Source organism: Shewanella canadensis, assembly GCF_003966225.1.
Lineage (GTDB): Bacteria > Pseudomonadota > Gammaproteobacteria > Enterobacterales > Shewanellaceae > Shewanella > Shewanella canadensis.
In genome coordinates this window covers 715,598-728,505 of record NZ_RXNU01000001.1, presented here as the reverse complement: position 1 = coordinate 728,505, position 12,908 = coordinate 715,598, and the positions used below count along the sequence as shown (strand labels likewise).

13 protein-coding genes are annotated in these 12,908 nt (G+C 48.6%); 9 read left to right on the top strand and 4 right to left on the bottom strand.

All coding sequences use genetic code 11. The features are described 5' to 3' along the window. Window positions 1–94 precede the first annotated feature (94 nt). Entirely contained in the window at window positions 95–571 is a 477-nt protein-coding gene (locus EKG38_RS03215) for a hotdog fold domain-containing protein (protein WP_126518581.1), read from the top strand. A 12-nt stretch (window positions 572–583) separates the two neighbouring features. Here EKG38_RS03215 and EKG38_RS03210 read toward each other — a convergent pair whose 3' ends face one another. Further along, the gene (locus tag EKG38_RS03210; protein ID WP_126518579.1) at window positions 584–1,015 is read right to left on the bottom strand and encodes a MarR family winged helix-turn-helix transcriptional regulator; all 432 of its coding nucleotides are present in this window, start codon (window positions 1,013–1,015) and stop codon (window positions 584–586) included. 216 nt (window positions 1,016–1,231) lie between these two features. Between EKG38_RS03210 and EKG38_RS03205 the strand changes: the two genes are divergently transcribed. From EKG38_RS03205 to bamJ, 8 genes are all read left to right on the top strand, one after another. Then, complete coding sequence (locus tag EKG38_RS03205) at window positions 1,232–1,678, top strand: hypothetical protein (protein ID WP_126518577.1); 447 nt, start codon at window positions 1,232–1,234, stop codon at window positions 1,676–1,678. Window positions 1,679–1,837: 159 nt separating this feature from the next. Beyond that, window positions 1,838–2,320, top strand: a complete 483-nt coding sequence (locus EKG38_RS03200; protein WP_126518575.1) for a hypothetical protein — start codon at window positions 1,838–1,840, stop codon at window positions 2,318–2,320. Between the two features lie 170 nt (window positions 2,321–2,490). Continuing rightward, window positions 2,491–5,136, top strand: a complete 2,646-nt coding sequence (locus EKG38_RS03195) for a reprolysin-like metallopeptidase (protein WP_126518573.1) — start codon at window positions 2,491–2,493, stop codon at window positions 5,134–5,136. Then, the gene (locus tag EKG38_RS03190) at window positions 5,133–5,507 is read left to right on the top strand and encodes a hypothetical protein (protein WP_126518571.1); all 375 of its coding nucleotides are present in this window, start codon (window positions 5,133–5,135) and stop codon (window positions 5,505–5,507) included. Before EKG38_RS03195 ends, EKG38_RS03190 begins: the two co-directional genes overlap by 4 nt. 74 nt (window positions 5,508–5,581) lie before the next feature. Beyond that, complete coding sequence (locus EKG38_RS03185; RefSeq protein WP_126518569.1) at window positions 5,582–6,280, top strand: response regulator; 699 nt, start codon at window positions 5,582–5,584, stop codon at window positions 6,278–6,280. Between the two features lie 2 nt (window positions 6,281–6,282). After that, on the top strand, window positions 6,283–7,569 hold the full coding sequence (locus EKG38_RS03180; protein ID WP_126518567.1) for a sensor histidine kinase: 1,287 nt from the start codon (window positions 6,283–6,285) through the stop codon (window positions 7,567–7,569). A gap of 96 nt (window positions 7,570–7,665) precedes the next feature. After that, window positions 7,666–8,073, top strand: a complete 408-nt coding sequence (locus EKG38_RS03175; protein WP_246033060.1) for a DUF1294 domain-containing protein — start codon at window positions 7,666–7,668, stop codon at window positions 8,071–8,073. Between the two features lie 460 nt (window positions 8,074–8,533). Next, window positions 8,534–9,004, top strand: coding sequence for a BamJ family beta-barrel-assembly machinery protein (gene bamJ, locus EKG38_RS03170; protein WP_126518565.1), 471 nt, complete (start codon window positions 8,534–8,536; stop codon window positions 9,002–9,004). Between the two features lie 83 nt (window positions 9,005–9,087). Here bamJ and EKG38_RS03165 read toward each other — a convergent pair whose 3' ends face one another. The 3 genes from EKG38_RS03165 to EKG38_RS03155 form a co-directional block, all read right to left on the bottom strand. After that, window positions 9,088–10,305, bottom strand: a complete 1,218-nt coding sequence (locus EKG38_RS03165) for a M24 family metallopeptidase (RefSeq protein WP_126518563.1) — start codon at window positions 10,303–10,305, stop codon at window positions 9,088–9,090. A gap of 313 nt (window positions 10,306–10,618) precedes the next feature. Next, window positions 10,619–11,932 carry a phosphatase PAP2 family protein gene (locus EKG38_RS03160; RefSeq protein WP_126518561.1) on the bottom strand — a complete coding sequence of 438 codons (1,314 nt, stop codon included), beginning with the start codon at window positions 11,930–11,932 and terminating at the stop codon, window positions 10,619–10,621. Between the two features lie 165 nt (window positions 11,933–12,097). Next, a complete protein-coding gene (locus tag EKG38_RS03155) occupies window positions 12,098–12,877 on the bottom strand; it encodes an ROK family protein (protein ID WP_126518559.1) in 780 nt (259 codons plus the stop codon). Window positions 12,878–12,908: the final 31 nt, after the last annotated feature.

The following is a 12,908-nucleotide window of genomic DNA, read 5'->3' as shown; positions in this document are numbered from 1 at the left end:
TTCAACTCATGATTGTTAATCATTTGTTATTCGCCGGTTTTTCATTTAGTCTAAACTCATCCGACCAGAATAAGAATAATTCAGGAACATATCGATGGCGCAGCAGAAACCGACCAAAGTGATGAAGCTTTACAATAGAGTCACCCGTTTACCCTATGGCAATAAGATCTTCTCACTTATGGTGTCTCGTATGGCGCCCTACTTTGGCACCATAAAACCTTTAATCACCGAGCTTAGACCCCATTACTGCGAATGTTTAATCAAGAAGCGCCACGCCGTGCATAACCATATTAAGACCGTTCATGTGATAGCCATCTGTAACGGACTCGAGATGGCTATGGGCGTTATGGCGGAGGCCTCTATTCCTAGCCACCTGAGATGGATACCTAAAGGGATGAGCTTAGATTACACCGCCAAGGCGGGCAGCGATATTCGCTGTGTGGCAGAGGTCAAACCCGAGCAGTGGGTTGAGGGCGATCTGCTGGTGCCCGTGACCGCCTATGATGACAATGATATTGTGGTCGTCCAGGGTCACATCAAGCTGTGGATCTCGGCAAAACCATCGAAGTAAACTATTTATTGCTCAACTTTTTTCAAAGTGAGTGACGAGCTTAGCGACGACTTTAAGCGTTGTCGCCAACGCCTCTTCGGTAATATCTTCCAATGCCGCGTCACTCCAGGCTGGAAGAAGCTCACTTAGTCGTTCAAACAGCTCAGTTCCCCTCTCGGTACGCTGGATCAGCTTAGCCGTCTTATGATCCGGGTTATCTTCAAACGAGACAATCGCTAACTTTTCCAACTCGTTGGCGATACGCTGCACGCTCTGCCTGGTCTGCCCCATGGTTCTCGCGATTTGAGATACCGTTTGCGGTGCATTCTCAATGGCGCCCAATACCTTCCAGCGAGCACTGGTTAACCCCAATGGTTGGCTCAAGCTGTCGCCTTCGGTGATCAATAATCCATTAAGTCTGAATACACTCAGTACCAGTTGCGTAAAGCCTTCATGCTCTGTCATTTCAACTCCAATCTTTCTGCGCATTAGCCCTCGTCATATTTTCTCGCCATCAACAAGAGTTCAAGAATAGTAAAACGACAACACATTGTCAAACTTGACAGCCTGTTGTCACATATGCATAATTACAAATATTGACAGTGTGCTGTCAGTTTTAAATAAGCACCTATATCACAAACGAGTCAAATCAACAGACGAACCGAATTCACGGGGTTAACGATGAAAACCAAACTTCACCTGATTGCCGCTATCACGGCCACACTTTGTATTGCCACCTTCTTTAGCTTCAGCTTACTGGCTGAGCTATTTGGAACACACACCTTTATCGCCCAGATAAAAAGCAGCATCGTCTTCCCGGGACTGTTTATCTTAATTCCGGCTATGGCAATCACAGGGATCACGGGTAACCTGCTAGCCAAGGGGAATAGAAGTAAATTAATCAAGCAGAAACTATTGAGAACTAAGTGCGCCGCGGCCAACGGCGCCTTAATATTGCTCCCTGCTGCAATCGTCTTAAATAGCTGGGCACAAGCCGGGCAGTTCGATCTCTCATTTTATCTGCTGCAAGGTGTTGAGTTGATTGCCGGCGCAATAAACCTCTACCTGTTAATGAAGAATGCGACATCGGGTCGACGCTTAACGGCAAGCAAGAAGCGTTATGCTTAAAAGAGGTTGAGCAATAACCGAGCCTGATAACGAGTGAATCTGACGGTCGTCGACAACAAAAAGCGGAAATGTAAATCTCCCCTATTAGATGGCACTCGATGAGCAAAGCCAGTACTCTGGCAAGATTCAGCAGGCTCAAGTTAGGGACACGCCAGGCTCATGGAACAACACGATTACTTCATCATAGCCCGCGCCATACACCTGCTCGGGGTTGTACTCTGGATAGGTGGCGTTGCCTTCGTCACCACAGTTCTTCTGCCAGCAATCAAGGCCATCACCTCTCCTGAGAAACGTCTGGAACTGTTTGAAACTCTGGAGAACAAGTTCTCATTTCAGGCAAAATTTGTCACTCTGGCTACCGGTATTTCCGGCTACATAATGCTTGATATTATCGATGGCTGGGAACGGTATCTTCATCCCCATTTCTGGTGGATGCACCTGATGACATTGGTATGGGCAGTCTTCACTCTGGTGCTTTTTATCTTAGAACCCCTCTTCTTACATCAGTGGTTCCGAAAGAAAGCCGCACAAGATAGCGAGAAAACCTTCTCTTTGGTGCATAACATGCACATCTTCCTGCTCTCCCTGAGCCTGATAGCTGTGGTGGGCGCCGCAGCAGGCTCCCACGGCTTTCGATGGTAGGGCGGACTAATACCAATTGGTATACACCGGGATAAGGCTAAAACCCGCAAATAACTCCTCTTTTGTATCCGTTTGTATCAAGCAAGGCAAAGCGGCTACAATTTGCCAAGGAAGTTAACACCCTTATTACATTAAGGTGATAACTCTTCATTTGGTAAAGGGGAACCACCATGAAAAAAGTATTGACGGTTTTGAGTCTCTTTATCGCGACGGCTGTATCGCATTGTGCCGTTGCCGGGACTCAGTCCGGGAGCCAGTTTAACGAATGGCAAAAGCTTGCTAACAGAGACGATCTCACACGGGTAAATAGCCAGGCTCTTTCCAGTGTGCAGCTGAGCACGAATATCGCCGCACTGAATCAGATAATGTTGTCAAGCCGCGACTCGGTTATCGTTACCCTGCCTCTACCCGATGGTAACTTTGCCAACTTTAAGCTGAAGCCTTCAGCCATAGTCGAGCGAGGCTTGAATGAAAAGTACCCTAATATTAAAACCTTCAGTGGTCATGAGTTGGGTAAACCGGACAATCATGGCCGTTTCGATATTACGCCTCAGGGGTTTCACGGCCTGTTCAGGTACGGCAAAGAAACGGTCTTTATCGACCCTCAATACCGGGACAGTGATGCTCGCTACATCAGCTACTTTCGCAAAGATGCCATCCCACTAGATCTTGCCAATATGCCCAAACGCTTGCCGCCGAAGATCAGAGATAATAGTCAGCAGGCCCTCACCAACCACGCCCTTAGGGACGCGGCTATGGCTTCCCAAGCTAAGGACGCCCAGGCTCAGGCGACTCAACTGAAGACCTACAGAATTGCCGTCTCTGCCACGGGTGAGTACACCCAGTTCCATGGCGGAACCAAGGAGAAGGGCCTCGCCGCTGTCATCACCATGCTCAATCGGGTTAACGATGTTTATCAGGCCGATCTGGCGGTGAAGTTAGAGTTGGTTGCCAACAACGATTCGCTGATTTTTGTCGATCCGAATAGCGACCCCTTCGACAACACCGATGCCGATGGCGAAGCCAATACCGGGATCATAGATAATGCGATAGGCAACGGCAGTTACGATGTCGGCCATGTGGTCGGAACCGGAGGTGGCGGATTGGCGGCACTGGGCGTCATCTGTGACACCAATGCTAAAGGGGACGGAGTGACAGGCAGTCCCAGTCCCACAGGCGATGCATTTAATATCGACTACGTCGCCCATGAGTTAGGCCATCAGTTTGGCGCCGATCATACTTTCAACGGCCTGACCGACTCCTGCGATGGCAACCGAGCCGACAGCAGTGCTTTTGAGCCGGGAAGTGGTTCTACGGTCATGAGCTATGCGGGGATCTGTGGTCAACAAAACCTACAGAATAACTCTAACCCCTATTTCCATTCACACTCGATAGATGTCATACAGGCCCATATCACCACGGGCAGTGGTAGCAGCTGTGCTCAAGTCAGCACGACGTCGAATACAAATCCCGAGGTCAGCGCGGGAGCCGACTATACCATCCCCGCTCGTACCCCATTTGTGTTGACGGGTAGCGCAACCGATGCCGATGGCGATACCCTGTCCTATGACTGGCAGCAATATGATCTGGGACCAGCCAGCGCCAGTGCAGCCGAGCAGGTTGATGACGGTAAACGCCCTCTGTTCAGGGTCTGGAACCCGACCAGTCAACCCAGTCGCACCTTTCCGAGACTCGAGGATCTGTTGCTCAATAAACTGACCATAGGCGAAACCTATCCGAAGACAACTCGTGAACTCAACTTTCGTTTGGTAGTGAGAGATGGTGATCAGGGCTTATCCAGAGATTCGATGAAAGTCAGTGTTATCGACACGAATCAGGCCTTCGCCGTTATCGAACCGGTCGCGGGTACCAGTTGGGCCAATAACAGTCAGCTCGTGACCTGGAATGTCGCCAGTACGGCTGCGGCGCCTATCTCATGCAGTAAGGTGAACATTCAGCTTTCAACCAACGGTGGAACCAGCTTCGATACCAACCTGGCGATGGGCGTCGACAACGACGGCAGTCACGAGGTCAGTCTGGCTCAAGTCTCCTCGAATAGTGCTCGCATTAAACTCTCTTGTGCCGACAACATCTTCTTTGCAGTCAATAATGGTAACTTCTCTGTTGCCGGAGGGACAAATGAGCAGACAATCAAGATAACCGGACTCAAGGCTCCCCTCACCATGGATGAGGATGGCGAACTGACGTTATCGACCGATATGTATCAGTACCTGGGGCTCACGGCGACCAGCCTTAGCCTGCAAGCCGGAAATAACTACCAGGTGAACGGTACCACCATCTCACCGACGGCCGACTTTAACGGTGAGTTATCCGTACTCGTTATTGCACACAGTAGCAGCATTGAGAGTGAGGCTTTCCCGACACTGATTAGCGTCACGGCGGTAAACGATGCCCCCAAGGCGGTCAATGACGCCAGCAATGTAAATCAGGGCTCATCGAACAATGTTATCGACCCCTTGAGCAATGACAGTGATGTCGATAGCGGCGATCAACTCACCCTGTTAAGCCTTAACTATACGGGGCAAGGCACAGCCACTATCGTCAATAACAAGATAAGCTACACTCCAGGGGCAAGTTTCTCAGGCAGTGAAACCATCACTTACACCCTGCAGGACTCAATGAAAGCCACTGCCAGCGCAGTCGTCACCATCACAGTTAACGCCACCAGCACAGGAACGGGAGGCGGCAGTGAGGGCGAGACGGGTGGTGATTCATCCGGTGGTAGCTTAGGCTTCTGGTTACTTACTTTACTTCCGTTGCTCGGCGCAAGAAGTTTAAGAAGGAGAGCGTTATGAACAGAGCAAACAACTCTCGACTCATGGCAATAGCATCATTGTTTATATTGGCTCTGCTTAGTGGGTGCAACCATACAGAAGACTCAGATCCGAACATCGATCCGGTAGAGGCTCAGGTCGCACAGGCGGTTAAGGATGCTCAGGTTCTGGGCGACTTAAGGCTCTATGCCACTACGGGACGAAGAGCCACCCTGCCGGGTATCTCTCAAGATGACAGTGAGCACGCCAAGACTTTATGTGGTGTGCAATATATGGCGGGAACGGGAGATGCGATATCCACCACAGAGCAGAGAGAAAAACGTAAACAGCTCATACACTTTATGACATCTTATAATCAGGTTATATTCGAGGCGTGTAAGAAGAAGCTCTAGCGTATTAAACTTTGACTAAAGCATTCAAGAAAGATAGGCCCCGTAGCAATACAGGGCTTACCTCGGAGAGGTCAATGAAAAATAAATTATCCGTACTGCTTATCGATGATGACATCGAGCTTTGTGAGCTTGTTCGTGACTATCTGATCCAAAACGATTACCGGGTCAGTGTGCTTAACGATGGCCTCAACGCCGCGAAGGAGATCCTCAGTCAGAACCCACACATAGTGATACTGGATCTTATGCTCCCCCATGTCGATGGGCTCACCATATGCAAGCAGGTCAGAGAGGACTACCACGGTTCGATAATCATGTTGACGGCACTCGATGATGATATCGATGAGGTCACAGGCCTCGAAGTCGGTGCCGACGATTATCTCGCGAAACCTGTTAAGCCCAGAGTGTTACTCGCTCATATCAGGGCACAACTGAGACACCTTGAGAAACACAAGAAACGCCAAAAGCTCGAAAGTATAGAGTTTGGCAACCGATGTTTTGTGCTCAACCCGGCAAACAGAACCCTCAGTGTCGACAACCAACTGATTGAGCTCACTGGTGCCGAGTACGATGTCTTGCTGCAACTCGCCATACACAGCGGTGAGATAGTCAGTCGGGACACCTTGCATCAAACCATCTTCAACTTTGAATATGATGGTATCGAGCGTTCGATAGACCTGCGCATATCCAGACTCAGAAATAAGTTAAACCAACATGCCGAATCGGGGAATATTATCCAGACGGTCAGAAACAGGGGATATTTACTTGCGAGATAAGAATGACTAAATCGGTTCGTGCGGCGATAGCGTTATCAATCAGCTTCAGTATTGCAGCCTTACTGAGTCAGGCTATCTTCTATGACGCCATAGACAGACTCGCCATGAGTACCTTCAATGATAATCTGCTTGAGTATCAGACTCAGATTAAAAACAGTATTCACGATGCCAGCCCAAGTCTATGGCAACAACAGGCGGCAAAGCTCTCCGCTGAGTTAAACACTCCGGTCTATCTCGATAAACGAGATCAGGACAACTTCACTCAGGATGTCTTAGATCAACTCGCCTCTCCGATAGGCAATAACGGTATTATCGACCCGGATATGGGGCTCATCTACTACCCGATATCACAACAATATGCATTAACCGTTGGCCCCATCGATGATATTACCTTGGCCTATGCGGCCGAAATTTTCACTTGGTTGTTTGCCCTGCTCACGGCTATCGCCACTTTTACCCTGCTGGATTATCAAGATAAGAAAGCACTGAAGCGCCTCAGTGATTCGCTCTCTTTAGAGAGCCAAGCCGTCCCCTCGCAGATAAGCATCGACTCATTGCAGGCCCAGGCAGATCTGATGTCTAACACTAATCGGCAAAAATCCATCGCGCTCGATCAGTTACTCATCACACAGAGGGATCTTCTCCATGGGGTTGCCCATGAATTCAGGAGCCCTCTGGCTCGAATGGAGTTCGCCATAGAGTTACTCAAAGAGGCCGATGAAAATAAGCGTTCGCAGCTTAAGGGGCAACTCGAGCGTTCGATTAAAGAGCTCGATGAACTTGTCAAACAGGTACTGCGTTACTCCCGCCTTCAACACGATGGTGCGGAACTGGAGTGGAGTTCAATCAGCACCAGAGAGCTCATCGAACGAGCGATAGAAAAAGTGCAACACTTCTATCCCAAGATCCAATTTATCCTCGATGATGAGACTCAGTGTCAGTTAAGGTGCGATATCAAATTGATGGTAATAGCCCTGTCAAACATATTGAGAAATGCGGGGCGCTTCGCCTACGCTAAATGCCTCATCACGGTAGAAAGCCAGCATAACGCTTTAACAATCAGTATTCAGGATGATGGCTCAGGGCTCGCTCCGGGCAAGAAGAAGCAGATATTCGAGCCTTTTACCCGTCTAGACCCCAGCCGTTCACGTGACTCGGGAGGTTATGGATTAGGGCTCGCGATAGTCCAATCGATTGTCCATAAACATGATGGCAGCATCAAGGTGGAGGATGCACCGATAGGGGGGGCAAATTTTATCATCACACTGGGAAAATCAATATCAGATTAACCAGCCCCACAACACCTCTTGAATCTTGATATAATCACAGCCGCAGATGGGTAGCGGCACGAACTAATACAGATAACAACGAGTACAGATGAAGAGATGAGAACAAAACTTACTAAGCCGCCGAGACACAGAAGCTCCCTTGGCTTACTGTTTATTCTGGGGTTCTCGGTGCTTATCGCCGCCGCGCTGTTTCAGCAGATGTTGCCCTATCAGATAGCGCCCTTCTACCTAATCGTTAGCGGCTTCACCTTTATCGCCTATGCTCTTGATAAGTCCGCAGCCCGTAAGGGGAACTGGCGCACCAAAGAGAGCACACTGCAACTGATGGCGCTGATTGGTGGCTGGCCAGGAGCGCTGCTGGCCCAGAGGTGGCTGAGGCATAAATCTCAGAAAACGAGCTTTCGAATAACCTTATGGTTAATGATTGCTTTAAACAACGGCACCTTGTTATGGCTGCTCTCATCGAAGGGGCAAACACTGCTGCATCAGGTTAAATTACTGTAATACCAATCGGTATAAGAAAGTGGTCAACTCAGAGTTATTTTTGGCTGCATAATTCAAGGCGAAAGAGTGAGGGAATGGTGATCCCTTTTGAACTCATTCAACACAGAAGTAGGCTGCCAAAAACACTCCGGAAGGCGAGTTTTAGCACTTGCGATACTGCGTTAACGAGCTTAAACGTAGAGTAACTATGTTCCTCACTCGTTGCCTTGCCTCACAAGCGCTAAACTCTCGCTGAGTGACCACACCTTTATACCGATTGGTATAATACCCAAAAATTAGGACTGCTCTATCGAAACAGGCAATTTGTTAATGCATCAGCCCCTCCTTGCCAGCAAGATAAAAAAGGGAGGAACAAATACTTCCTGTTTCATCTGAATCCGGTTATCTGGTTTTCTAAATTTACCTCTTACAATAGATTGGGTTATTATGATTATCGAAATCTGACTAACCGAAAATTATAATGAAAATTCTATTAGCTATTGTCGTCATCGCCGGAGTTATTTTTTACTACTTCACTTCGATGAATAATCAAAAAGCCGCACAGGAAAATATCAAGATAGGTGGTGCTTTCCTCAGTGAAAATAAGCTCAAAGAGGGGGTGACTACAACCGATTCAGGACTGCAATATCAGGTATTAGCAAAAGGAGATGGCACCAATCACCCGAAAGCGACCGATACTGTAACTGTGCATTACCATGGCACATTGATCGATGGCACCGTATTTGACAGCTCAGTAGAGCGAGGCGAGCCAATCGACTTCCCACTTAACAGAGTCATTAAAGGGTGGACAGAAGGGGTTCAGTTAATGGTTACAGGTGAGAAGACCCGCTTCTTCATTCCAAGCGAACTGGCCTATGGAAATCGTAATGCGGGGAAAATTACCGGCGGTTCGGTACTTATCTTCGATGTCGAATTAATCAGCATAGATTAATCTTACCCAAAAAAATAAAGCCCCGGACAGGTCACTGTCCGGGGCTTTTTCATTTATAGCGATTCATATTATACCAATCGATATTAAGCCTCATACCCAAATGGATCATCGATAGAATGTGCCGGCTTGGTGAACCACACCGGGCCTTGCTCAGTCATATAGAAATGATCTTCATGACGGACACCAAACTCACCGGGAACGCAGAGCATAGGCTCATTGCTGAAACACATGCCTGCGGCCAGTGGCGTCTCATCGCCCCGCACAAGGTAGGGCCACTCATGAATATCCAGGCCTATGCCATGACCGGTACGGTGCGGCAGTCCCGGAACCGCATAATCGGGGCCAAATCCTGCCGCGACCAACAGATCCCTCGCAGCTTCATCGACACTCGAACACGGGGCCCCGATTCTGGCGGCTTCAAATCCAGCTATTTGCGCATCTTGCTCATACTGCCAAAGCTCACGCTGACGAGCACTGGGTGTACCGAACACAAATGTACGGGTAATATCTGAGTTATAACCCTGTAGCTGACACCCGGTATCGATAAGGACAGTATCGTTCAACTCCAGGGCTTTAGGAGACTTAACGCCATGAGGATACGCGCTGTCTTCACCGAAGAGTACGATACAGAAGTAAGATCCCGCCGGTATACCTACCGCCTTATGGGCATCATTGATGAAGGCTTCAACTTCGGCGACCGTGATCCCCTCACGCAAAATACGAGCCGCCGCCTTATGCACCTCCAGCGTCATATCTTTCGCACGCTGAAGCAGACTCAGTTCAGTCTCTGACTTAATCATACGGCAGGTCGCGGTCACGCTTTTAGCGTTAACGTATTCGAAATTTGAGTGAGCCTGACGCACGCCGTCAAAGATGAAAAATGCGGCGGATTCATCGATACCGACTTTACCTGCCGTGATCCCCATCTCGTTCAAGGCAGATCCGAATAACTCATAGGGACTCTCATCCTCTTGCCAGGTGTTGACCTTACCTTCGATAACCATAAAGCCTTCGAGCGTGTCCACTTCGAATGCAGGGGCAATATATTCGACCGCGCCCTTGGCCGGAATAATGGCGCCGACCATACGCTCACTCGCATACCAGCGTGTGCCGGTAAAATAGTATAAGTTGGTACCGGCATTAACATAGATAGCCTCAATGTCTTGAGACTTCATCAGCTCCTGAGCCTTCTCGATACGAGCTTGATATTCGTCATGACCGATAGGCTGAGTGCCTTCGGTCATATCGGTCAGTTTCGCCAGCTCTTGTTCTACGGTTGAACCGCCTACACCTAAGGTCATTTGATTACCCTTTCATTTTTGTACCTGGAAAACGCCTGAACTCCAGGCATAACACCTATTTTACTCAAGACTGGATCCGCTTATGGAACCAGTCATGAAATCAGAACTACTTTCTAGCATAAAATATACAAAGTATCAGTAGAAAAATATTCAAACGGATAGAGAATGATTAAATTTAGGCCAAATAGGGAATAAATAATGAGGTCGTAAACCTGGGAGAAACTTCACCCGAACAATTAATTCTGGAGCCGATATAAAAATGCCAGTCGATTGAGCACCGACTGGCATTTCACTAATAGTTTAATAGATTAGACTAGAAGGCATAGGCAACCGTAAAACCGCCATAGGCAAGAGACAAGTCGTTGGTTAACTCGTTTGTCGATATCTGCTGCTCAAACTGACCGGCCACCAAAGAGGTTGCCCAGCGCTCGTTGAACCTGTAATCGAAACTGACCCACACATCTTGAGAGTCTGCCGTACCGGATATCGATGCTCGGTAGCCAATATTCGCAGAGATGCTGTCAGTGAATTGATAACCCACTTCGGCCATGGCCGCCGGGGCGATAAACCAATCCTCTCGCTCACTCAAGTTGTCGCCTTCGATATCATCTAAACGAATAGAGAGATGATTAACGCTCAGGCCAGCACCCACATCGAGTTTCCAATCACTATTTGGCAATAACTCAAACAGGTAATCCGCGGTTAAACCGTATAGACGGTAAGCCGAAACCACCTCCTTGCCCGCCCGATACTGTTTCCCCCCGAAGTGAATATCTTCGTTGAGCTTACTGGTATCTCTGGACTCGAAGGGAGTGAAACTAAAATAGAGATACTGAGCCTCATCCATGCCCCATTTAACTCTCGCTGAAGAGTAGGTATGAGGTTCACTTTCGCGGCTAAAGTCATACAGGTCGAAAGCCTGACTACCTGCGTCTTGAATGCTGTTCTCATTGGTATCGGCGCCGCCGATAAATAGCTCATAACTGTTACGGTAGCTCTTATCGACCTTACCCCAATCACTCTTATGTTTTGAGCTAAGGTCAGATTTCGCCCCCGCTCTGCCCGGAGTGTAATTGAGTGAGAGTCCCACGCTCCCCTCACCTATGGTAGGAGATATCACGAAGTCGGATTGGTTGTAAGGCTCGGTCCAATATAGGCTACTGAGCACAGCAATAGAGCCACCAGCCATGACATCATCCAGATAGTGACGGTTAGCCCATACACGGCTGGCCCCAACAAAGGCAGCCGCACCATATGCCGGGATCCCCCAGGCATTGCCGTATCTGTGATGAATATAGGCGGCACCCGAAAATGCCGCCGATGTATGTCCCGAAGGAAAGGAGTTGTGCTCACTACCATCGGGTCTGAGTCGCTCATAGCTAAATTTTAAGCCGTGTGTGATGGCCGAGGTAGTTGCGACCCCTTTTGTGAGTTGCCAGGCACCTTCGGTGTCACCAATCCAAAGACTTCCTGCCAGCCCCCCTGCCGGGAGCAGGATCTGTACCACGTCACCGATGTCAGATATTGTGCCGGACTGTCCGGCAAATATCTCACTCTGAGCAAGAGCCGAGGTGCTCAACAGCCCTGCCGATATCACGACGGCTATCTGTTTCAACTTTATTTTCATTATTACCAACTCGAGGGAAAGTTAATGTTCTATTACATTAATACCAATCGGTATAAGTAGTTAATAAAAACATACTCAACATCTTGGCTCTAAATGTAAAATGCGAAAATGTGAGTTATATCGGCTCGACTCCCTAGACAAGGAGTCGATAATAGGCAGAAAAGATCAATCCCCTGTTTGTGCGAGAAGTTTCTTCAGGCCTCTGCACACTAAGGTTTCCATATCATGAACACGGGATACCTTCGCTTGAGATAAGGGGGCCGTTAATGCCATATCATTGAGTGCGCTGATACAACCTTTATAATAATCATCGTTGTTCATCATGCTACCGGCAAGCCATATGCGATTAGGGTTAAACAGATTCACGGACCAGGCTATCCCCATCCCCAGATAACTTCCTGCACGAAACAACTCACTGGGTGATTTAAGCCCGCGTGTGCGTGCACAGACACCACCGGCAAGTTGCTCCAGGCTAAACTCACCGGATTCAGTCATCACCCGGCAATGCCCTAACTCTCCTGCTACACCGGATGCCCCGGTAAACAGTTTACCATTCAAGGCAATGGACATCCCGATCCCACTACCACTCATGATCAATAACTCACATGGGTGCTTAGGATCGCTAACAGCCTGTATGCCGGCATCGATATCATTTGAAATAACAATGTTCTTCGCTCGGCTCAAGATATCGACTTGGGATAAGCCATTTAGCCTCGGCAGAGATCTGCTCGACAGCAGTCGGTTATTTTGAACCAGTCCAGGCAGAGCTATCGCCAGCCCATACTCGCTAAATCCATAATCAGACTCTAACTCCGTTAAGTGCTGATTAAGGCTATCGATATTAAACCCGTCACCCGTAGCAATTTTATACTGCTCGACTCGACCATCAAGATGCATCTCAAATAATGCTGTGGTACCACCGATATCGACCGTTATTGTTTGCATTAACTGCTCCACAGCTCTCTTCGTATTCGAA